This is a genomic window from Bradyrhizobium manausense, assembly GCF_018129685.1.
In the GTDB taxonomy this organism is placed as follows: Bacteria; Pseudomonadota; Alphaproteobacteria; order Rhizobiales; family Xanthobacteraceae; genus Bradyrhizobium; species Bradyrhizobium manausense_D.
On record NZ_JAFCLG010000001.1, the window covers coordinates 721,800 to 744,045 of the forward strand.

General features: G+C 64.5%; 14 protein-coding genes. 6 read left to right on the forward strand and 8 right to left on the reverse strand.

What is annotated here, in order from left to right; translation table 11 throughout:
* Positions 1-89: 89 nt before the first annotated feature.
* Positions 90-3,896, reverse strand: coding sequence for a YhdP family protein (locus JQ621_RS03545; protein WP_212233790.1), 3,807 nt, complete (start codon positions 3,894-3,896; stop codon positions 90-92).
* Between the two features lie 204 nt (positions 3,897-4,100).
* Here JQ621_RS03545 and JQ621_RS03550 point away from each other — a divergent pair, with 204 nt between their 5' ends.
* Both JQ621_RS03550 and JQ621_RS03555 read left to right on the forward strand, forming a co-directional pair.
* Complete coding sequence (locus JQ621_RS03550; RefSeq protein ID WP_212233011.1) at positions 4,101-4,802, forward strand: peroxiredoxin; 702 nt, start codon at positions 4,101-4,103, stop codon at positions 4,800-4,802.
* Positions 4,803-4,913: 111 nt separating this feature from the next.
* On the forward strand, positions 4,914-6,275 hold the full coding sequence (locus JQ621_RS03555) for a M23 family metallopeptidase (RefSeq protein WP_212233012.1): 1,362 nt from the start codon (positions 4,914-4,916) through the stop codon (positions 6,273-6,275).
* Between the two features lie 30 nt (positions 6,276-6,305).
* Here JQ621_RS03555 and JQ621_RS03560 read toward each other — a convergent pair whose 3' ends face one another.
* The 6 genes from JQ621_RS03560 to JQ621_RS03585 form a co-directional block, all read right to left on the reverse strand.
* Entirely contained in the window at positions 6,306-7,541 is a 1,236-nt protein-coding gene (locus tag JQ621_RS03560; RefSeq protein ID WP_212233013.1) for an ABC transporter substrate-binding protein, read from the reverse strand.
* A gap of 215 nt (positions 7,542-7,756) precedes the next feature.
* Positions 7,757-8,164: a hypothetical protein gene (locus JQ621_RS03565; RefSeq protein WP_212233014.1), complete on the reverse strand. Its 408-nt coding sequence runs from the start codon at positions 8,162-8,164 to the stop codon at positions 7,757-7,759.
* 7 nt (positions 8,165-8,171) lie between these two features.
* Positions 8,172-9,146, reverse strand: coding sequence for an NAD(P)-dependent oxidoreductase (locus JQ621_RS03570; RefSeq protein ID WP_409334191.1), 975 nt, complete (start codon positions 9,144-9,146; stop codon positions 8,172-8,174).
* Positions 9,047-10,178, reverse strand: a protein-coding gene (gene prfB, locus JQ621_RS03575; RefSeq protein WP_212233016.1) for a peptide chain release factor 2 whose coding sequence is annotated in 2 segments (ribosomal slippage) — positions 9,047-10,108 and positions 10,110-10,178 — 1,131 coding nt in all. Because the reading frame shifts where the segments join, the coding sequence is not laid out codon by codon here. Before prfB ends, JQ621_RS03570 begins: the two co-directional genes overlap by 100 nt.
* 186 nt (positions 10,179-10,364) lie before the next feature.
* The gene (locus tag JQ621_RS03580; protein ID WP_212233017.1) at positions 10,365-12,872 is read right to left on the reverse strand and encodes a penicillin-binding protein 1A; all 2,508 of its coding nucleotides are present in this window, start codon (positions 12,870-12,872) and stop codon (positions 10,365-10,367) included.
* Positions 12,873-13,091: 219 nt separating this feature from the next.
* Entirely contained in the window at positions 13,092-14,390 is a 1,299-nt protein-coding gene (locus JQ621_RS03585; protein WP_212233018.1) for an N-acetylmuramoyl-L-alanine amidase, read from the reverse strand.
* 702 nt (positions 14,391-15,092) lie between these two features.
* On the opposite strand from JQ621_RS03585, the gene JQ621_RS03590 reads away from it, so the two are divergent.
* Complete coding sequence (locus tag JQ621_RS03590; protein WP_212233019.1) at positions 15,093-18,212, forward strand: Rne/Rng family ribonuclease; 3,120 nt, start codon at positions 15,093-15,095, stop codon at positions 18,210-18,212.
* A gap of 69 nt (positions 18,213-18,281) precedes the next feature.
* Here JQ621_RS03590 and JQ621_RS03595 read toward each other — a convergent pair whose 3' ends face one another.
* A complete protein-coding gene (locus JQ621_RS03595; RefSeq protein WP_212233020.1) occupies positions 18,282-18,962 on the reverse strand; it encodes a helix-turn-helix domain-containing protein in 681 nt (226 codons plus the stop codon).
* A 209-nt stretch (positions 18,963-19,171) separates the two neighbouring features.
* On the opposite strand from JQ621_RS03595, the gene JQ621_RS03600 reads away from it, so the two are divergent.
* The 3 genes from JQ621_RS03600 to JQ621_RS03610 all read left to right on the forward strand — a co-directional run bounded on the left by JQ621_RS03600 (position 19,172) and on the right by JQ621_RS03610 (position 22,210).
* On the forward strand, positions 19,172-20,668 hold the full coding sequence (locus JQ621_RS03600; protein ID WP_212233021.1) for an amidase: 1,497 nt from the start codon (positions 19,172-19,174) through the stop codon (positions 20,666-20,668).
* A gap of 80 nt (positions 20,669-20,748) precedes the next feature.
* A complete protein-coding gene (locus JQ621_RS03605) occupies positions 20,749-20,961 on the forward strand; it encodes a hypothetical protein (protein ID WP_249124632.1) in 213 nt (70 codons plus the stop codon).
* Between the two features lie 16 nt (positions 20,962-20,977).
* On the forward strand, positions 20,978-22,210 hold the full coding sequence (locus JQ621_RS03610) for an NAD(P)/FAD-dependent oxidoreductase (RefSeq protein WP_212233022.1): 1,233 nt from the start codon (positions 20,978-20,980) through the stop codon (positions 22,208-22,210).
* Positions 22,211-22,246 lie beyond the last annotated feature (36 nt).

Consider the following 22,246-nt stretch of genomic DNA (forward strand, 5'->3'; position numbering starts at 1 on the left):
AGCCTGGCTCGATCGCCACCAAACTTTGAGATCTTCTTGCCCCGCATAGTATGGCCGCACGGGCGCTCCGGAACGCCGGGCGCTTGGTCCTACCGCCGCGGGCCGCAACCGCTCGACAATGGTCTTGCCGTTCCAGTCGGGCTGTCGGGTAGCTCGTCGATCGATGCGCTTTGTTGCTGCCTGCCGGTGTTGAACTCGAACATCTTGCGGAACAGGCCTGGTACCATCGCCGAGACCGGGTTGATACGCAACGAGGGTTTGTCCGGCGTACCGACGACCTCGTACGTGACGCCGATCACGCCTTCATCACTGTTGGCGCCGAACAATGGGCCGAAGAGCGGAATCTGAGCCGGGATGTTGTTGAGCCCGTATGCCGGGACGAAGGTGCCGCTCATGCAGACCTGGTTGCCGGGATAGTCGATCGAGCCCTCGATGGTGGCGCCGATCATCGGCCCCTTGACCACGCCGTTGCGGATCGTGAGCGCGCCGTTCTGCCGGGTGAACTCCGCGCGCAAGGTGTTGAAGGACACACCGCTGCCACCCGGCGTGCCGTTCGGCGCGCCGGCTGCCACGCGCTCGAGCTGTGCCTCGCCCTTCACGGCGAATTCGCGCACGTTGATGAGGCCTTCCCTAGGCGCCGAAGCATCGGCCGCGGGCGGCTCCATCGCCACCACCATCTGGCCGCCCACCGCCTTGGTATAGGTGTCGGTGAACTTCAGCAGCGCCCCCGCGTCATTGGTCTGGAGATAGATGACCTCGCGGCTGCCCTGCGCGCGCCCGCCGCGCAGATCTGCCGCGACCGGCGTGTTCTGGCCGATCCTGCCGCTCAGCGCGAACGCCTTGATGGCGCCGCTGCGCTTCGACATCTTGGCATCGACACTGCGCATCGCCTCGCCGTTGAAGCCGGCGACCGTGCCGAGCTTCACGTCGATGTCGAAATCGACATTCTTCAGCTTGCTCTTGCTGTCATCCTTCGAATTCCCTGATATCGCCGACTTCAGGAAACCGCGACCGTCGAACACGTCGCCGCGCATGGTGCCGCGCACCACGCCATCCTGGCCGCGTTCCACCTTCAGCGACGTCTTGTCGCCGTCGGACGGTGAATAGACCGGGAAGTTCGCATTCATCAGGTCGCCGTTCGGGTCGACTTCAAGCGAGCCCTTGATTGACGCCCCGCCGCCCTCGATGACGATGTCCTCGAGCCGCGTCGACTGGGCCGTCGGCACCACCTTGAAAGTCGCCTTGCCCGCCTTGCCCGGCAGCTTGACCCAGCCGGGAAGGATGTTGTCGAGCTTGACCGAGGTCAGGTCGGCCTCGATGCCAAGCTTGGTGGTCTGGTCAGGGCTGCCTGCAATCTTGCCCGACAACTTGACAGGCACCGCGCCGCTGACGGCTGGGCCGAGGTCGAAGCCGAGGCGAGCGCGGCTGGCGTCATCCAGGGTCGTCTGCAGCTTGACGTCGGCATCGCCGTCGGTCGCCTTGCGATAGTCGAGCGACGCGGCCTGCCCATTGATCTTGACGTCGCCCTTGACCTGATAGCCCTGGTTGTTGGCGACGATCTTGAGATTGTTGGCTTCGAGCTTCTGGTTCATCACCAGCTTTTCGGCAGCAAAGCCGTTGAGGTCGGCGGTGACGGCATAGACTGTGTCCGCCTTGGTCAGCTCGCCCTTGACCGGCAGGCCGAGTTGAATGTTCGCCGTGAACGTCCCCTTGCTGGTGTTGGGATCGATGGGGGTCGACGACAGATCGCTTAGGCGATCATTGGACAGCATTTCGGCTGCCGCGGGCACCGGACCATCGACGCGGAATCGGGTCCGCGACGGCGACGGCTTTGGCGCCATGTCCGGCACCTCAAAGACGAAATCGGAAATCGTGACCTTGCGGCCTGCGGGCGTGTCGGCGATGCCCTGCCCAATATTGACGGTGGCCGTGCGTCCGGTCACATGCGCCTTGAGGTCGGCATCGTGCACGACAGGCATGCCATCGACAGGGCGGACCGTGACACCGCTCGCCACGATGTTCACCGACAGGCCGTCATCGGGAATTGGCGGCCCCTTGCGCGGAAGGTTACGCGTCGGCGAGTTGACGCCGACCTCGATACGCTGGAGCGTGCCGCGCTCGATCCGCTCGATCACCCATTGGCGCAACTCCGGCACGACCAGCGTCGGCCACATCCGCTTCAGCGCGGAGGCCGTCATCGGCGTCCCCGCAAAGCCGAGCGTCAGGCGCGGCTCGCCGGAATAGTCGATCGCGCCGGTTCCGGCGACACCGATCTCGCCGTTGGAGATGTCGGCCTGCGTCAGCAGCATGCGCTTGTGGTCGGTGTCGAAGCGGAAGCCTATCGCGATCCGGTTGAAGACAAGGGGCGGCTCGTTGTCGATGCCGCCCAGCAGAATCGAGCCGCCGCTGAAGCCGAGCTGCCAGTCGTTCACGGTGCCGTTGGGCGGCTCGACATGGGCAAGCAATGTCAGGCGGTTGGCGCCCGACAGGATCTTGAATGGCGCGACAAGCACCCGCCGATTGGCATCCCATTCGATGTTGATCTCGGCCGAGTCGATCGCCATCGGATAGTCGGGCGTGTCGGTGTCGATGATGTTGCCCGCGCCGATCGTGATCTTGCCGCGGAAGAACGTCGGCACACCGTCGCGGCCGAGCTCGCCCTTCAGCTCGCCTGTCAGCGGAAGATCGGCCGTATAGGTCAGATCCTTCACGCGCAGCGCCAGCAGGATGTTGGAGGTCGAGACCTTGTCGGCTCGGATATCGACCGAACGCACCCCGTTCTCGCTTGGTCCGATCGTCGCGCGCAACGACCACGGGTGCGCGCCCTCCTCACCGAGGCTGAGTGTCACACCGCCATGGCTCGGCCGGCGCAGGCTGAGGGTGATGTTCTCAAACGTCCATTTGCTGCCGCGCTGCTGATCGTCGACGATCAGATTGCCGTTCTTCAGACCGATCTCATTGAGGTTCTGGCCATCGAGGCCGGTCATGCTCAGACTGTCGAGCCAGTCGAGGCCCTGAAGAATTCCGCTCTGCGCGGCGGCTTGAGGCGCCGCCTGAGACGCGTCCGGGGTTGCGGGCGCCATCCCGAACGGCGGCGGCGGGACGCCGTTGCGCGGGAATGTCGGCGGCAGCCCGGCTTCCTTCTTCGATGCGACGCCGGTGGCGAGCGGTTTCGCCGTGTCACCGGCGGACACCGTGACGGTCCCATCGGGTGCAATCCGGATCGCCAGTTCGGCGTCAACGAGGTTGAGACTCTCGGCGCGCAAATGACCGGTGAGAAGCGCGGCCCCCGACAGCCGCACCTCGGCCTTCGGCGCACTGGCGACGATGGCATGGTCATGGTCGCGAACGATGATGTCACGGATACGCACGGCGATCCGGATCCGGCCCGCGCGCTCGATCTGGGTGCCGCCGACCTCCACGGTATTGCCGTGACCGATATTGTCCTCGATGGCGGCCGCAAGCCACGGCGTTGCCATGTCGAGATTGATGGGACCGGCGCCAAGTCGCCACCACAATGCGCCAAAGCAGCCGACGAAGATGACGATCAGGCTGACAAGGACGATGGACATCCGCCGCACCCAGCGGCTGCTCGGCAGCATCCGCCGAAACGCGGAAAAACCGTCACCGATGCGAAAGCCCGAGCCGGAACGCGACAGCAGGCGGCGTGCGCGATGCCCCGCCTCCTCTTCCTGGTCCTGATCCCAGTCGGCCTCGTCCCATTCCGGCTGCTCGTGATTGCGGCCGTGCCGATCGAAGTCGCTGATGCGATCATGGGTGTGATCTTGGGGCGACGTATTCCTTGCCATTGCCTCTCGATACAGGCGCCCGTCGTAGGATTGGGCGCCGCCGGGACCGCCGCCATCGACGGGAATCGACGCTCCCCGCCCCGGCATTGCCGCCATACCTCTGATGTTCCTGCTGTTCGTCATGTCGCCCCGGGAGCGCGTTCAACGAGCAGTGGGGTGGTGCGTGGAATTCCTTGTAACCATACTCCGTCGCCGCCAAAATTGCCCAGCCGCGGGCGCGAATCCGGCACACCGGACGAGAGCTGCAATAGCGCTTTGGTTGACCCGCCGAAAGCGACGAAAGGAAGGCGTATGTCCAAGAAATCCCGAAAGAAAACGTCCAAAACGCCCTCCGTCAGTTCGACGGCTAAAAAGAAGGCCCCAAAAGCAAGGGCATCGACCCAAACAGGCAGTGCGAAAACACAGCCGGCATCGGCGCGTAAATCAAGCAAGACAGGCGCAAAGGCAGCATCGCATAAGGCCGCATCCAAACGGTTAAAATCTTCTGAAAAGGCCTCCAGTGCCACCACCTCGGCTTCCAGCGCCAAATCCACTCTGGCCGAGGGCCAGAAGGCCCCGGCCTTCCGGCTTCCGCGCGACGGCGGCAACGTCGTCACCCTGTCGGATTTTGCCGGCCAGAAGCTCGTCCTGTTCTTCTACCCGCGCGCCGATACGCCGGGCTGCACCCGCGAGGCGATCGACTTCACGCGACTGAAGGGCGACTTCTCGGCGGCCGGCACCGCCGTGGTCGGCATTTCGGCCGATCCGTTAAAGACCCAGGAGAAGTTCCGCGACAAACACGGCCTCGGCATCCCCCTGATCTCGGATGAGCAGCACCAGATGCTGCAGGCCTACGGCGCCTGGGGCGAAAAATCCATGTATGGCAGGAGCTTTCTGGGAATTCTTCGCACCACGGTGCTGATCGGGGCCGACGGCAAGATAGCCAGGGTCTGGCGCAATGTCAGGGTCGAAGGCCACGCCGACGAGGTGCTGGAAGCGGCAAGAAGTCTTTAACCAGCCCGTTAGAAACGACGGATCCCGTTTCCGGAAAATTAACCATGACCGGCCCAGATTGCAGCGGCAGTTAAGCCGCAAGGAACCGTTCCGACCGGCACGGGAGTGTCGATGTCGAAAAGTTCTGCCCAATATTCGCAGTACCCCCAGCATCATCCCCACGATCACGGACGGCCTCTCCACCGCCGTCCTGCTGCCGCGGTAGCTGCGGCGATTCCCCTGCCCGCGGGCGACGACGCCTACACCATCGTCCATCACGGTAAGCAGGTCCGTCTTGGACCTGTGGTGTTCTGGATCGTGGTCGGCACCGTCGTTCTTCTCGGCCTGTGGTCGGCTGCTACCGCGACCTATTTTGCCTTCCGCGACGATGTTCTGACCCGGCTGATCGCCCGTCAGGCCGAGATGCAATATGCCTATGAAGACCGCATCGCCGAGCTGCGCGCCAAGGTCGATCGCACCACCAGCCGCCAGCTGCTGGATCAGGAACAGTTCGACCAGAAGCTCGACCAGATCATGAAGCGCCAGACGGCGCTTGAGTCCCGGGCAACGGCGCTTGGCGCCATGCCCGACGTCACCGGATCGATTCCCCGCTCAACGCCCCAGCGCGGCGACACGAATCAGACGACGCAGGGCACCCCAAAGCCGTCACCGATCAGCGACACCGTGATCTTCGTGGCGCCACCTGACCGCGAAGCCCGGCTCGAATCCCGTGCGCCGACCGTGATGGCCTCGCCGGTCAATCAATTCGCCAAGAACCAGGGCTTTGACAATGTCCTGGTCCGGCTCACCAACTCGCTTGATCAGGTCGAGCGCCGCCAGGTCGCGGCGCTCAGCGCCGTAGAGGAAGGCATGGATTCGCGCATGCGGCGGATGCGTGGCGTCGTCAGCGACCTCGGCCTCAATCTCGCCAGTCTGGAGGCTGCCGCGCCGCGTGCGCCGATGGGCGGCCCATTTGTGCCGGTGAAGCTCGCGGCCAACGCAGGTCCCTTCGAGAAGCAGCTCTATCGCATCCACACCACGCGCGCCGAGATGGACCGGCTCAATCGCACGCTGGCGCAGGTGCCCTATCGCAAGCCGGTCGTCGGCGAAGTCGAATTCACCTCCGGCTTCGGCGTGCGCAGCGATCCTTTCCTCGGCCGGCCGGCCATGCACACCGGTCTCGACTTCCGCGCCGCGACCGGCGATCCGGCCCGCGTCACGGCCAACGGCAAGGTCGTCTCGGCCGGCTGGTCCGGTGGCTACGGGCGCATGGTCGAGGTCGATCACGGCAATGGACTGTCGACCCGCTACGGCCATCTCTCCGAGATCAACGTCAAGGTCGGCGAGATCGTGAGGATCGGCCAGGTCATCGGGCTCGTCGGCTCGACCGGCCGTTCAACAGGTCCGCACCTGCACTACGAAACACGCATTGATGGCGAAGCCGTCGATCCGCAGAAATTCCTGCGCGCCGGCGTGAAGCTGAGCGCGGGCTAGATCCGCGCCCCGTCTTCCCTGCTGCAGCGACTACTGGCTGCGCTCGTGGCCAACCTCGCCGGTGATGACGTCGCCGAACGGCTCCCAGGCCTGGCCATTGAAGCGCATCAGCTGCATCTGCTCGATCGGGAAGTAGTCATCCGGCGAGGTGTTGACCATGATGCCGGGCATCATCAGGTCGCTGTGGAAATTCTTCAGGTTCGCCGCCTGCTTCATGACGTTGTCGCGCGTCAGATTGTCGCCGCACTGCTTCAGCACCTGCACCATCGCCTCGGCCTGCACATAGCCGTAGACATTGTTGGCGTTGGTCTTGTCGCCATCGGGATAGTATTTGTCCATGAAGTCGCGCCACTTCACCACCGCCGGATCCTTGTCCCAGGTCGGATCGGTCGGCTCCTTCAGATAGATCGTCGAGATGATATCCTTGGCGTATTCGAGGCCAGCGGGCTTGAGCACCGAGGCAACCGAGGTCGCGGTGTTCGCCAGGAAGAATTTCGGCTTCCAGCCGAGCTCGCCGACCTTCCGGATCGCCTGTGCCGAGCCCTTCGGTGCGGCCCATGAGAAGAAGATGTCGGCGCCGGAATCATGCAGCGCCACAATCTGCGAGTCGATCGAGGGGTCGCTGACCTCATAGGATTTGTCGGCGATGATCATGTTGGCCTTGTCGCCGAGCCCGTCTTTCAGCCCCTTGAACTGATCCTTACCCGCATCGTCGTTCTGCCAGAACACCGCGATCTTGCCGTTTGGGAAATTGTCGAGAATGTATTTTGCGTAGATCCGCCCTTCGCTCTGGTAGTTCGGCTGGAATCCCATGGTCCACGGAAAGTTCTTGGGGTCGCCGAACTTGGTGCCGCCGGAGGCGACGAACAGCTGGGGCACCTTCTTGGCGTTCATGTACTTCATGATCGCGGAGTTCGATGGCGTGCCGAGCGCCTGGAAGATCAACAGCACGTCGTCGCTCTCGACCAGCTTGCGCGCCTGCTCGATTGCCTTCGGCGGCGAATAGGCGTCGTCATAGCTGATGAAGACGATCTTGCGGCCGTTGATGCCGCCCTGATCGTTGATCATCTTGAAGAACGCGGCCTCGGTCTTGCCGATCACGCCATAGGACGACGCCGGTCCGCTGTAAGGCATGATGTTGCCGATCTTGATTTCGGTATCGCTGGCGCCCGGGTCGTACTTCTTCTGCGCCAAAACCGGCGTCATGACGAGCACGCCGGCAGCGAGCATGGCGAGGGCAGCAAGGTTTCCGTGACGACCCGGCATTGGTCTCTCCCCGATTTTTGTAGTCTTGTTTTGGGGAGAGTGTCGCAAGGCGACCGGCCAGTGGCAAGCGGCAGGATTTTCCGCTGAATGAAACTGCGGCGCTGGAACTCAACCGACCCGGGGGGGCATGCGCTTAACCTCGGCGGACGACCTAGTCCAAATCGCCGGAAGGTGCCACCCGATTTCCGTCAAGAATGAATGAGCTTCGCCCTAGACTATCCCCACCGAAAGGATCGGCCCAGCGGTTCAAATATCTCTTCTGGACCAATGTCTGCGCCCCAGAATTTGATAAGGCGTCGAAGCGCGCCATCGCCTTCAGCTTCGAACAGAGTGCGTCCGTCCAGGAGAATTCGCCCCCGATTGTCGCAAATACCTCCGAAGCACTCGGTCCGAAGCAACAAGAAACGAGCAGACGGCGTTTCAGACGAAAGCCTTTCTGTCATCAACAGAATGTCGGTGGGAATTTTATCGCGCGACAGATCATAATGATTTTCGCCAAATCGCGCGGCGATCGCTGAGATGGGATGTTCTAGCCTGACCACTTTGAGATCAGGCCATGCCTCGGAGATCCTCAACAAGACATCGCTGACAGGGTCGGCAAATAGGCCAAAGAAGATAAACATTAATCGCCTATTTCGGCCGCGACACCAGCTCGATCATCTTGCCTTCGTCGTCGTCGGGCATCGCGGCCTTGGCCTGCGCGTAGGCCTCGACGGCGGCGCGGGAGACCAGCGGTTTGTCGGCCAGCAGGCTCTCGGCCAGCTTCACGGCGTAGGCGGCATCCTTGTGCCGCAGCGCGGCCGTGAATGTCGCGCCGCTGAAATCGCGGGCGACCATGCGTTTGGAATGGCGCTGCACTTGCGGACTGGCGGCGACGCCCGCCTGGATCGAGTCCAGCACCAGCTTCATGTCCAGCCCGGCCTGCTCGGCAATCGCAAGGCCCTCGGCGAGGCCCGCGATCTGGATTGCGCCCATCAGATTGTTGATGAGCTTGTAGACCGTGCCGGAGCCGACCGCTCCGAAATGACGGATGGTCGAGCCGATCGGCTCCAGGAACGCCCGCGCGCGTTCGAGATCGGCGGCATCGGCGCCGGCGAGCAAAGTCAGCTTTCCAGCGGCTGCCGCATCCGGCAATCCCGTCACGGGGCAATCGATGTAAATCAAGCCGCGTGCCTTGAGCTCGCGGCCCATCTCGCGGGCATGGTCATAGGACACCGTCGAGCACTCGATCGCGATGGTGCCCGCCCTGGCGGTCTTGGCCGCGCCATCGGGCCCGAGCCAGACCGCGCGCGAGGCCTCGTCGTCCGCGACCATCGTCACGACGGCGTCGGCGTCGATCGCGGCATCCGCGGGCGAACTCGCCCACGTCGCGCCGCCCGCGATCAGATCTTCCGCCTTGGCCTTGCTGCGATTCCACAGCGTCACCGTGAAGCCGGCATCGAGATAGCGGCCGGCCATGCCATGGCCCATCCGTCCAAGCCCGATGAAGGCGACGCGGGGCATGGCTAATCCACGTCCTCGATATCGGCCCCGGGGGTGCCGAAGGCGCGCTGCGCGAGCGTTGCGGCCATGAACTCGTCGAGCTCGCCGTTGAGCACGCCCGATGTGTCGGAGGTCTGCACGCCCGTGCGCAGGTCCTTCACCATCTGATAGGGCTGCAGCACGTAGGAGCGGATCTGGTGACCCCAGCCGATATCGGTCTTGGCGGCCTGGTCGGCGGCAGCCTTCTCCTCGCGCTTCTTCAGCTCGATCTCGTAGAGCCGCGCGCGCAGCATGTCCCAGGCCTGCGCCCGGTTCTTGTGCTGGGAGCGGCCGGCCTGACAGACCACCGCGACGCCGGTCGGGATGTGCGTCAGGCGCACCGCGGATTCAGTCTTGTTGACGTGCTGGCCGCCGGCGCCGCCCGACCGCATGGTGTCGGTACGAACGTCGGATTCCTTGATGTCGATCTTGATGCTGTCGTCGATGACGGGAAACACCTGCACGCTCGAAAACGAGGTGTGCCGCCGCGCGTTGGAATCGAACGGCGAGATGCGCACCAGTCGGTGCACGCCGGCTTCCGTCTTCAGCCAGCCATAGGCGTTGTGACCGGAGACCTGAATGGTCGCGGACTTGATGCCGGCCTCTTCGCCCTCGGACTCTTCGAGATACTCGACCTTGAAGCCGTGGGTTTCGGCCCAGCGCGTGTACATGCGCAGCAGCATCTGCGCCCAGTCCTGGCTCTCGGTGCCGCCGGCGCCGGCATGCACTTCGAGATAGGAATCGAAGCGGTCGGCTTCGCCCGACAGCAGCGCCTCGAGCTCGCGCCGCGCCACTTCCTTCTTGAGGTTCTTCAGGGCCGCTTCAGCTTCCTTGACGACGCCCTCATCGCCCTCGGCTTCACCGAGCTCGATCATGCCGATGTCGTCTTCGAGCTCCTGCTCGACCTTGCCGATGCCCGAGAGCGAATCCTCCAGCGAGGTCCGCTCCTGCATCAGCTTCTGGGCCTTCTGGGGATCGTTCCAGAGGTTGGGATCTTCTGCGAGCTTGTTCAGCTCAGCGAGGCGCGCCGTCGATTTCTCGACGTCAAAGATGCCTCCTCAGCAGCCCGACTGACTGCTTGATCTCTTCTACCAACCGTTCGATTTCGGCGCGCATGTCGTTCTCTGGTCTCGCGTATTCCGCGTGCTAGCGCATGATCCGGGAAAGTGTGCAGCGGTTTCCCGGAACGATCATGCGCAAACAAGAAATGAAGCGCGATAACTCATCGCGCTGACGGGGATGTAGCGGCGGCGGCGGCAAAGCGCAACCGCCGCTGCGAAGAACACCTGTCTTGTCCAGTCTCTAGTATAGGCCGCCGGTGCCCGGCCGCATGAAGAAGCCGGAATCCGGCGCCTGCTGCGGCGGTCCAGGCATGCCGCGGCCGTCGGCATCAGCAACGCCAATGACAGAGTAGTTATCCGGCGGCGCCGTGCCCGGCTTGAAGGCTTCCAGGATCGTTCCCCCGGTCTCGCCCGGACCGGCGCGCATGCCGGTCTTGGCGACGACGCGGATCAGCTTGATGCCGGCCGGCACCTTGAACGGAACCGCGGGCTTGTCGGCGAGCGCGAGCTTGAGAAAGTCGCGTGCGATGGGCGCGGCCAGATGGCCGCCGGTCGCAGCGTTTCCTTTGCCGAGCGGACGCGGCTTGTCGTAACCCATGTAGATCGCAACAGCGACGTCAGGCGAGAAGCCGACGAACCAGGCGTCCTTGGCCTCGTTGGTCGTACCCGTCTTGCCCGCGATCGGCTTGCCGACTTCCCTCACCACGGTTGCGGTACCGGCCTGGACCACGCCTTCCATCAGCTCGGTGATCTGATAGGCGGTCATGGAATCCAGCACCTGCTCGCGGCGGTCGATCAGCTGCGGCTCGGCCTGGTTCTTCCAGCCGCCGGGCGCATCGCAACCGCGGCATTCGCGCTGATCGTGCTTGAAGATGGTGTGGCCATAGCGATCCTGGATCCGGTCAATCAGGGTCGGCTTCACGCGGCGGCCGCCATTGGCGAGCATCGAATAGGCCGTGACCATGCGCATCGCCGTGGTCTCGCCGGCGCCGAGTGCGTAGGAGAGATAGTTCGGCAGTTCGTCATAGACGCCGAAGCGGCGGGCATATTCGCCGATCAGCGGCATGCCGATGTCCTGCGCGAGACGCACCGTCACCGTGTTCAACGACTGGCGCAGCGCATTCCGCAGCGTCACCGGTCCCTGATATTTGTTCGTCGAGAAGTTTTCAGGCCGCCAAACTCCGGCGCCCTGGCCCTGGTCGATCTCGATCGGCGCGTCGAGCACGACGGTCGATGGCGTATAGCCGTTGTCGAGCGCGGCCGAATAGACGATCGGCTTGAACGACGAGCCCGGCTGGCGATAGGCCTGCGTGGCGCGGTTGAACTGGCTCTGGTCGAACGAGAAGCCGCCGACCATCGCAAGCACGCGGCCGGTCCAGGGGTCCATCACCACCATCGCGCCCGACACTTCGGGGATCTGGCGGAGCCGGTACTGGCCTTCCACCGGTTGCCCTTCCTTGCTGTAGAGCGGATCGGCATAGATCACGTCGCCGGGCTGCAGAATCTGCGCGACCGAATTCGGCGTCTTGCCCTTGGAATTGCCCTGGGTCGGCTTTGCCCAACGCACGCCGTCGATGGTGATGAGACCGGTCTCGCGCTGCTTGCTGACCGCACCGCCGAGCTCGCGGTTGGGCTGGAAGCCGATACGCGCCGACTGGTCACTGGTCTCCAGCACCACCGCCATGCGCCACGGCGAGATATCGGAGAGCGACTTGATCTCGGCGAGCTTCACGCCCCAGTCACCAGAAATATCGAGCTTGCTCATCGGGCCGCGATAGCCTTGCTGCTCGTCATAGTTCACGAGACCGGCGACCATGGTCTTGCGCGCCATGACCTGAATCTTCGGATCGAGCGTGGTGCGGACCGACAGACCGCCCTCGTACAGCTTCTTCTCGCCGTAACGCTCGAAGATGTCGCGGCGGACTTCCTCGGCGAAATATTCGCCCGCGAAGGTGTGGGCGCCGTTGGAACGGTTGGTGACGGCCAGCGGCTCCTTGCGCGCCTTCTCGGCGTCGGCCTGCTTGATCCAGCCGTTCTCCTGGAGACGGTCGATCACGTAGTTGCGGCGCTCGATGGCGCGATCGCGGTTGCGCACCGGATGCAGGGTCGCCGGCATCTTCGGCAGCGCCGCGAGGTAGGAGGCTTCGGCCACGGTGAGCTCGTTCACCGACTTGTCGAAATAGACCAGCGAGGCGGCGGCGATGCCGTAGGCGCCGAGGCCGAGATAGATTTCGTTCAGATACAGCTCGAGGATCTTGTCCTTCGAATAGGTCTTCTCGATGCGCATCGCGAGCAAGGCTTCCTTGATCTTGCGCGAGAACGAGACCTCGTTGGTCAGAAGGAAGTTCTTGGCGACCTGCTGGGTGATGGTCGAGGCACCCTGCGGACGACGGTTGGAGCCGAAGTTCTGCAAGTACAGCACGCCTGCGCGCGCCATGCCGGTGTAGTCGATACCGCCATGCTCGTAGAAGTTCTTGTCTTCGGCCGCGAGGAACGCGTTGATCACGAGCTTCGGCACCGCCTGGATCGGCAGGTACAGCCGTCGCTCCTTGGCGTATTCGCCGAGCAGCGAGCCGTCGACCGCGTGCACGCGGGTCATCACCGGCGGCTCGTAATCCTGGAGCTGAGAGTAGTCGGGCAAGTCCTTGGAGAAATGCCAGATCAGGCCTGCCACGGCACCGACACCGACAAGGAACACCACCGTTCCCGCAGCGAACAGGAAGCCCATGAACCGCACAAGCAAGCGCATTATGTCTTTATCCGTTCAATCCAGGATCAGCCCAAAGCGCCCAAACAGACGCTATCCTCACATCGCGAATTCGCCGGCTCAACTCAAAACGATCAGTGCCGGACCGAAAGACGCTTGCCGAACGGGATTCTCGCCGATTCTGGAACCCGCTTGCGTTGTTTTTATAAAGCGTCCGCTGTGGCCAAACTAGGGCTTAACGGCGGATCCGGCATGCCCTTCTCAATTGCTGGCCCCCGCCGTCGCCAACCGTTTGGCCAGAAACGTGTCGATCGCCTGGGCCATCGAGCCCACCGCCTTGGACCGCCAGCCCTCGGACACGAGGTGCTCGAGGTCGCTTTTGTTGGAGACATAGCCGATCTCGACCAGCACCGAGGGTACGTCCGGAGCTTTCAGCACCCGGAAGCCGGCCGACTTCAGGGGATGCTTGTGCATGCGCATGGTCGTCTTCATTTCCCCCATCAGCAGATGGGCAAAACGGCTTGAAAATGTGCGGGTTTCGCGCTGGGTCAGATCGATCAGGATATCGGCAACGTCGGTCGGCTCTTCGGCCAGGTTGAAGCCGGCGATCGCGTCGGCACGGTTTTCCGCATCGGCCAAGCGCTGGGCCTCGGCGTCGGACGCCTTGTCCGAGAGCGTGTAGATCGTGGCGCCCTGGGCGTCGCCCTCGGCCTTCGGCAGTGCATCGGCATGGATCGAGACGAACAGCGCGGCGTTCAGATTGCGGGCAATCTTGCTCCGGTCATTGAGCGGAATGAAGGTGTCGTCGTCCCGGGTCATCACCACGCGGTACTTGCCTGATTTTTCCAGCCGGTCGCGCAACGCGAGGCCAAAGGCCAGCACCAGGTTCTTCTCGCTCTCACCATTCGACTGGGTGCCGTTGTCGATGCCACCATGGCCGGGATCGATCACGACGACCGGACGACCATCCAAGGGTGCCGCGGGCTTCTGCGGCGCCGGTTCAGGCGCGGCAGGAACTGTCGCGGGCGGAGTGGCGGCGATCGTCGGCCGCAGATCGGGGCGATTCTCCGGAGCGGGTGTCGGCACGAAGGCCGTGCGCTCGACTTCCTCGAGCTCCAGCACCAGCCGGGCCGGCTGACCGTTGGCCGCCTCGAGCACATAGGAATTGGTGATCTTCGCCGGCCCGGTCAGGTCGAACACGATTCGCGAGCCACCGGGCATCACCAGCCCGTAGCGGAAGGCCCTGACGAGCCCCCGCCCGGCTCCGGTGCCCGGAGCCAGCTGAAAATTGACCTGGGGAACATCGACCACGACGCGATAGGGATCGGCGAGCGTCGTCGCGCGGAAGCTGACGGTCTGGTCGAGGTCCAGAATGAAGCGGGTCTGCTTGCCGTCACCGGCCAGGCGCGCCGCCGTCGCGACAGGAAAATTCCCCACCGCAACAGTGGGTTGCGGCGGGCTTTCGGCCGCGCTCAGGCGCGAGGAATCGGCGCATGGCGATGCTGCGGCGCAAAGCAGCGCAAATCCCAGCAAAACCCGTTGATTTGTGCGGCTCGCCACCGATTCCGTGCCTCCGAGCAGCCTCTTTAACGCAATAGAACCACAGGGTTAATCGATCCTTAATGACGGAGGCGCGAAACTCTTCGACTGTGACCGGCGTGCGACGCTCCCTTGCACGGATGCCCCATTCCTCGTATGTACGGATTGCTGACGGCCAATAATTCCGGTTGTGTCGCATACAGCCTCCCGGTGCAGCGCCGGAACTCTCAAGGTTTGGGAATTCCAGCGTTTTTCCGTTCCCTTCAAAGACCAGCGCGGTGCGCGGCAGCGAAGCGGAACGGGGCAAGCCCCGGCGGCGGACGGTTTCCGGCTACCTCGCTGTTTCCGGAACAGTTTTGATAGCGACGCGGCCAGTTACCCGCTCCCTTAATCCCAAGGAGGCGGTTCTTGATCTGGGCGGAGCGCGCACGCGCCATGCCTGGCCAGCAGCAACTGATTAGGGGCGGCCCCGCCGCCCAATGTTTCATACGGGCCGACGCTTGATGCGCCAGACTGTGCCGACGAATTCTGAAGGACCATTCGCGACGCTGCGGAGAGAAAATCCCGCGCGCCGCTTCGGCCCTGAAGCTTCCGATTCGGCAAGGCGCGAGAGACGGCGTTTCGGCCTTCCCCTCAGCCCCGAATCAGGTGGACCGTCGCGTCACCCGGCAGCGCTCTTCGCGCCCACGGTCGATCGCGCCCGCCGCCTCCAAGAGTCAAGACATGCCCAACAAGATGTTGATCGATGCCACCCACCCGGAAGAGACCCGGGTCGTCGTGGTCCGCGGCAATCGCGTCGAAGAGTTTGATTTCGAGACCGCGCAACGCAAGCAACTGCGCGGGAATATCTACCTCGCCAAAGTCACCAGGGTCGAACCCTCGCTTCAGGCCGCGTTCGTAGAATATGGTGGCAACCGCCACGGCTTCCTCGCCTTCAGCGAAATCCATCCTGACTACTACCAGATCCCGGTCGCCGACCGGCAGGCCCTGATCGAGGCTGAAGAGCAGGCGCATCGCGAAGCCGAGGAAGAGAGCGAGAACCGCTCCCACGGCCGTCGCCGCTCGCGCCACCGCAACGCCCGCCGACGAGGTCATGGCGAGCGCGTCCGCAGCGACGTCGTCGAAGGTCTCGACGCCGGCGCCGATCCCGCGGCCCAGCCGGTCGAAGGACTTGCCCATCAGGAGCATGCTGACGGCGCGCCGCACGAGGGCGAGCACCTGCACGCCGAGGCCGAGCATCACGGCGAGCCCCACGAGGGTCACGACCATCACGACCACGATCATCATGACCATGATCACGACGATCATGAGGATGACGAGCACGGCCACGATGATCATCATCATGCCCATGATGACGAGCACCATCACGCGCACGATCATGACGATCATGGTCACGACGACGATCATCATGCCGACGACACGCCGGCGCCTGTCGCCGCGATCGGCGCGGAGCCCTTCTTTGCCGAAGAGACGGTCGCTCCGTCTCAGGACGCCCCCGCCCTCGAAGCACATGGCGAAGCGTTTGCGGAAGCCGTAACCTCCGTCACCGAACCGGCCGATGCGATCTATGGCGTCGGCGAGAGCGCTGAAGCTCCACACCAGGATGCGGTCGCGAGGGCCGACGAAGACGACGAGGACGATGAAGACGGCGAGGAAGGCGAAGAGGAGGTCGTCGAATCCGTCGGCGGCGACGACGTGCTCGAGGAAGTCCCGGAGCGCACCTTCCGTCCGCGCCGCCAGTACAAGATCCAGGAAGTCATCAAGCGCCGCCAGGTGATGCTGGTGCAGGTTGTCAAGGAAGAGCGCGGCAACAAGGGCGCGGCGCTGACGACCTATCTGTCGCTCGCCGGCCGCTATGCCGTGTTGATGCCGAACACCGCCCGCGGCGGCGGCATCAGCCGCAAGATCACCAGCGCCCAGGACCGTTCGCGCCTGAAGGAAGTGGTGCAGGATCTCGACGTGCCCGAGGGCATGGGCATCATCCTGCGCACCGCAGGTGCGGCCCGCACAAAGCCCGAGATCAAGCGCGACTTCGAATACCTGATCCGGATGTGGGAGACGGTGCGCGACCTGACGCTCAAGTCGCAGGCCCCGATGCTGGTCTACGAGGAGGGATCGCTGATCAAGCGCTCGCTCCGCGATCTCTATAACAAGGAGATCGACGAGATCCAGGTGGCGGGCGAAGCGGGCTATCGCGAAGCGCGCGACTTCATGAAGATGCTGATGCCCGCCAATGTCAGCGCGGTGAAGCAGTATCGCGACGGCCAGCCACTGTTCTCGCGCATGGGCGTCGAGAGCCAGCTGGATGCGATGTTCTCGCCGACCGTGCAGCTACGCTCCGGCGGCTACATCGTGATCAACCAGACCGAGGCGCTGGTCTCGATCGACGTCAACTCCGGACGATCAACCCGCGAGCACCATATCGAGGACACCGCGCTCAAGACCAATTTGGAAGCGGCCGAAGAGGTCGCCCGCCAGCTCCGTCTGCGCGACCTCGCCGGCCTGATCGTCATCGACTTCATCGACATGGACGAGAAGCGCAACAACCGTGCGGTCGAGCGCAAGCTGTCCGATTGCCTCAGACAGGACCGCGCGCGCATCCAGGTCGGACGCATCTCGCATTTCGGCCTGCTGGAAATGTCGCGCCAGCGCATCCGCGCCAGCGTGCTGGAATCGTCGACCGATCCCTGCCCGCATTGCGGCGGTACCGGCCATGTCCGCTCGGTGTCTTCGGTGGCGCTGCAGCTGCTGCGCGGACTCGAAGAGATCCTGATGAAGGGCGCGACCCACAATCTGGTGGTCCGCACCCGCACCGACGTTGCACTCTATGTGCTGAACCACAAGCGCGGTCATCTGCGCGACCTCGAAAACGGCTTCAAGGTCACGCTGTCGGTCATCGCCGACCCCAGCGTCAGCGGGCCGCAGGCCTATGTCATCGACCGTGGCGAGCAGGTGCATACGCTCGAAGCCGCCAAGGCTCTGCTGGCGGCGCAGGCCGCTGCAAGCCCGCCGCCCCTGGTCGAAGAGGCCTATGACGACGACGAGTTCGATCTGGAGACCGAATCCGAGATCGAAACCGAGGAGACCGAAGGTCTCGCCGGGGAACAGACCACAGGCGAAGGTGCGCCCGAGCAGGATGGCCAGCGCCGCAAGCGCCGCCGGCGTCGTCGCGGCCGCGGCGGCCAGCGTGAAGGCGAGCTTCGCGAGGATACGCCCCCCACTCTTCCGGAACCAGCCATGCTTGCCGGCGAGACCGAGGAGGATGTCGAGTCCGAGCAGGATGGCGAGGAAGGCGAGGAACAAGCCGTGCGCGGCGAGCAACAAAGCAACGGCGAGCGCCGTCGCCGGCGTGGCCGCAGGGGTGGACGTCGTCGGCGCGGCGGCAACGAGGAAGGTCTCGCCGGTTCCATCAGCGACGAGCTCGGTGGCAATCCTCCGCCGGAAGCGACCGACGCCGTGGCCGATTTCGACAGCCCTGGCGGCGAGCCAGCTCCGTCGATTGCGCATTCGGAGCACGTCGCCCCGGTTGAGCACGAGACGTCTCAGCCCGAGCTCCAATTCCACCAGGCACCGGTTGAAACGCCGGTCCGGCCCGCACCCGCTGCTGCCGTCGCGGAGGAAGAGCCCGTCGCCGACGAGAAGGCGGCCCGTCGCCGCTCCACCGTCCGCGAGAAGGTGAGCTTCCTGTCGAGCAGCCCGAGCGAGCCGGCGGCCCCGGTTGCGGCAGCGCCGGAGCCGATTGCTCCGCCTGCGCCTGCGCCCGCGCCGGAAGCGGCAAGCGAGACGCCGGCGGCCCCGCGTCGCGCCGGCTGGTGGTCGCGCCGTTTCGGCGGCGGCGAATAAAGCCGAACATCCAATGCAAAACGCCCGGCCAAAAGCCGGGCGTTTTTCGTTTCAGGCCTCACGAGTAAGCTACGACGGCAGCTCGTCATCACCGAGCGGCGCGACGTCACGCGATGCGATCTGGCGAAGCTGGTCGTAAAGGTCGGGCGCCTCGCTGGTGCAGAGACAGACGCCCTTTGCAGAGGGCGCCTCGCCGGCGTTGAGGTAGGCGTGGCCCATCGTGCTGTCGAGATAGATGCCGTCACCCTCGCCCAGGATCTCCGGTGCGTAGAACTCGGTGTGGACTGCAACGCGGCCACTCGTCACCAGAAAATACTCTTCGCCGCCATGACGCAGCAGCGGGCCGAATTCGTCCAGCGAGCGCGCGCGAACTTCGGCGACGATCGGCACCATGCGTTTGCCGATCAGATCGGTGCATTGATAGGTGTAGGTGTAGAATTTCGTGTTGATCAGCTGCCCCTGCCCGGCCCGGCTGATGCTCCGGCGCGCGGTGACCGGCCGGCCCGGCACGGGCGCCGCGACCGCTGGATTGAACAGCTCCGCGATCTCCATCTTCAAGCCGGAGGTCAGCTGGAGCAGCTTGTCGTAGGTCAGCGACATCAGGCCGTTCTCGACCTTGGACAGCGTCGAGAGCGCCATGCCGGTCCGCTCCGCGACCTGCTTCAGGGTCAAGCCACGCGCCTGACGGGCGGCCTTGAGGCACTGACCGAGCTGGGAATTGGCACCTTCTGGCGTCGTGATCTCGCTCATGCAGCAAGCCTACCACGGCATTAGAAAAAATGTTGGTCGATCGACCTAATCTTTTCGGCGAAAACTGGCTCTCCTGCACGTCATTTGGCGGCCATTTGGGCACTTGCGCGAGGATTTGTGCACGAAACGCCTCGATTTGACGAATATTGGTGCGTCAATCTTACTTTCCGATATGCTAAATTGTTTTCATAATCTGAAAGGAATTGGCCGTGAGCGACCTGTGCGATTCCAGCGCCGTTGAGCTGCGCCGCCTGCTGGCCACCAAGGCGATTTCGCCGGTCGAGTTGCTTGAGGCCTGTCTGTCCCGCATCGCCGCCGTCAATTCCGCCGTCAACGCCGTCGTGACGCTGGACGAACCGGGCGCACGCGCCGCCGCAAAGGAAGCCGAGGCCGCCATCCTGCGCGGCGAGGATCGCGGCGCCCTGCACGGGCTTCCCGTCCTGATCAAGGATACGCAGGACACCGCCGGGATGCGCTCGACATATGGCAGTCCGCTGCTGCGCGACAACGTGCCCGCTGCGGACCAAGGCTCGGTCGCACGCTTGCGCGCCGCCGGCGCCATCATCTTCGGCAAGACCAACACGCCGGAATGGGCGGCGGGCGGCAACACCCGCAATCCCGTGTTCGGCGCGACCGGCAATCCCTTCGATCCCATGCGCTCGGCAGCAGGCTCCTCCGGCGGCTCGGCGGTTGCGCTGGCCTGCGGCATGGCCCCGCTCGCCTCAGGCTCCGACACCGGCGGCTCCTTGCGCAATCCGGCCGGCTTCTCCGGTATCGTCGGCATGCGCCCCTCCTACGGGCTCGTGCCCAGCGAGAAGCGCATCTTCGGCTGGTCGAACCTCTCGACCGACGGACCGATGGCCCGCAGCGTCGCCGACGCCGCATTGATGCTGTCGGTGATGGCGAGCGACGACGCGCGCGATCCGCTCGCCTACACCCTGCCCGGCGAAACCGTGCGTGCACGCGCCGAGCGCTGGGCCACGCCGCGTCCCGCCGACCTCGGCAAGCTGCGCCTCGCCTTCACCGAAGATTTCGGCTTCGCACCGACCGAGCAGGCCATCCGCCGCGTCTTCCGCCACCGCGTGAGCAAGCTTGCGCCGTTGTTCGCCGAAAGCCGTGAGGCGACGCCCGACTGTACCGGTGCCGACGATGCTTTCGCCGTGCTGCGCGCGGGCATGTTCCTGGCGACGCATGGCAAGAACTACAAGGAGCGGCCAGAGATGCTCGGCCCTAACGTGCGCGCCAATGTCGAGGAAGGCCTCGGCTATTCGCTCGAAGACCAGGCCCGCGCGTCGACGACGCAGACGCGGATCTATCGCGCCTATCAGAGCTTCTTCGCTGGATTCGACGTGCTGATCAGCCCGACCATCACGCTCAGCCCGCGGCCATGGTCGGAGCTCTATCCCGCCGAGATCGACGGCGTGCCGACGAAGTCCTATTTCCACTGGCTCGCGCTCGCCTATGCGGTGACGCTTCCCGGCCATCCCGCGATCAGCATTCCACTCGGGCTTGACGAAGCCGGACTGCCGTTCGGCCTCCAGATCGTCGGCCCGCGCGGTGGCGATGCCATCGTGCTCGCGGTCGCCGCGAGCCTCGAGGCTGCATTCGCAGACGACGCGCAAATGTGCAGGCCTGTGCCCGACCTGGCACGGCTCGCCGCGGCGCCGCCGCTGTCGGCCGCGCCCGGCTTCCTCACCTGGGAATAGATCTCGGGAATAGATCTTGGGAATAGAACTTGGGAATAGAATTTGGGAACAGGCCAAGTGAGCACGTCTCGGAGACGCGCATGACGGCATTGTCGAACCGCAAGACGAGCATCGGCTGGGTGATGACGACGCTCTTTGCCGAGCGCGAAAAAGATCTGCTGATCGGCAGCTCCGCGTTGACCGGCATCTTCGACGCGGCCCTCGGCTTCATGGCGGCAATGACCGCGATGTCGGTCGTCGCCACCGCAACCATCGACACGGCGCAGCCAGGGCTCGCGCCGAAGCCGGCCTGACAGGAGAGTTCTGCCGATGCAAAGCGCAATCATTCTCGGCGGCGGCATGGTGGGCGTGGGCGCCGCCTTGCATCTGCGTCAACGCGGCTGGACGGTCACGCTGGTCGACCGCAGGGAGCCCGGCCGCGAAACCAGCTATGGCAATGCCGGCATGATCCAGGCCGAAGCGGTGCGTCCCTATCCGATGCCGCGCGACCTCTCATCACTGCTGAAGATCGCGACCGGTCGCACCAACGACGTGCGCTACAGCTTTTCGTCGCTGCATCAGCATATCGAACCGCTGCTCCGCTATTGGTGGCATTCGGCGCCAAAGCGGCACCGCGAAGCCATCGCCGCCTGGGCTCGCCTGATCGCCTACGCGACGCCCGAGCACGACATCCTCATTCGCGAGGCTCACGCCGACAATCTGATCCGGCGCGCCGGATATCGCGCCGTGTTTCGCGACGCCGCGGCGATGGATGACGCGATCAGGGACGCGGAAACAGACCGCCGCGAGTTCGGCGTGAATTTTCGGGTGCTCTCGGGCAGCGAGCTGACCAAGGCGGAGCCGATCCTGCGCGAGGATCTTGCCGGCGCGATCCACTGGCTCGACACCTGGACCGTGTCCGATCCCGGCGCGCTGGTCACGGCCTATGCCGATCTGTTCGAACGATCGGGCGGCACCATCGTGCTTGGCGACGCGCAGTCGTTGCAGCAGACCGCGACGGGATGGTCTGTGAACACCGACAATGGCCGCATCGATGCGGCCAACGCCGTCGTGACGCTCGGGCCGTGGTCGCCGGATCTGCTATACAAATTCGGCTACCGGATTCCGCTGGTGCGCAAGCGCGGCTACCACATGCACTACACCGGTGGCGCCACGCTCGATCTACCGCTCGTCGACAAGGGCCAGGGCTACGCCATGGGGCCGATGGCCAAGGGCATCCGGATCACCACCGGCGCGGAGCTGACGGGCCCGGATGCGCTGGCAACGCCGGTGCAGCTCGCCAGCGCGGAAAGCTCCGCGCGCGAGCTGATCGACCTCGGCAAGCGCGCCGAGCCGGAGCCGTGGTTCGGCACCCGCCCCTGCACGCCGGACATGGTGCCCGTGCTCGGACCTGCCCCGCGCCACCCTGGCCTCTGGATGAACTTTGGCCACGGCCACCAGGGCTTCACGCTCGGACCCGCGACCGGACGCCTGCTCGCCGAGATGATGAACGGCGAGACGCCATCGATCGATCCGACGCCGTACCGGCCGGAGCGGTTCTAGCCTTCAGCCCTCGCGGCGAGGACGGCCCTGATGTGC

What these genes read in the sequence shown, in the direction of transcription:
- JQ621_RS03565 (WP_212233014.1), bottom strand. Translation starts at nt 8,164, where the DNA reads ATGTTTATCTTCTTTGGCCTATTTGCCGACCCTGTCAGCGATGTCTTG.
- JQ621_RS03590 (WP_212233019.1), top strand. Translation starts at nt 15,093, where the DNA reads ATGCCCAACAAGATGTTGATCGATGCCACCCACCCGGAAGAGACCCGG.
- JQ621_RS03545 (WP_212233790.1), bottom strand. Translation starts at nt 3,896, where the DNA reads ATGCCGGGGCGGGGAGCGTCGATTCCCGTCGATGGCGGCGGTCCCGGC.
- JQ621_RS03595 (WP_212233020.1), bottom strand. Translation starts at nt 18,962, where the DNA reads ATGAGCGAGATCACGACGCCAGAAGGTGCCAATTCCCAGCTCGGTCAG.
- JQ621_RS03555 (WP_212233012.1), top strand. Translation starts at nt 4,914, where the DNA reads ATGTCGAAAAGTTCTGCCCAATATTCGCAGTACCCCCAGCATCATCCC.
- JQ621_RS03560 (WP_212233013.1), bottom strand. Translation starts at nt 7,541, where the DNA reads ATGCCGGGTCGTCACGGAAACCTTGCTGCCCTCGCCATGCTCGCTGCC.
- JQ621_RS03605 (WP_249124632.1), top strand. Translation starts at nt 20,749, where the DNA reads ATGACGGCATTGTCGAACCGCAAGACGAGCATCGGCTGGGTGATGACG.
- JQ621_RS03580 (WP_212233017.1), bottom strand. Translation starts at nt 12,872, where the DNA reads ATGCGCTTGCTTGTGCGGTTCATGGGCTTCCTGTTCGCTGCGGGAACG.
- JQ621_RS03610 (WP_212233022.1), top strand. Translation starts at nt 20,978, where the DNA reads ATGCAAAGCGCAATCATTCTCGGCGGCGGCATGGTGGGCGTGGGCGCC.
- JQ621_RS03550 (WP_212233011.1), top strand. Translation starts at nt 4,101, where the DNA reads ATGTCCAAGAAATCCCGAAAGAAAACGTCCAAAACGCCCTCCGTCAGT.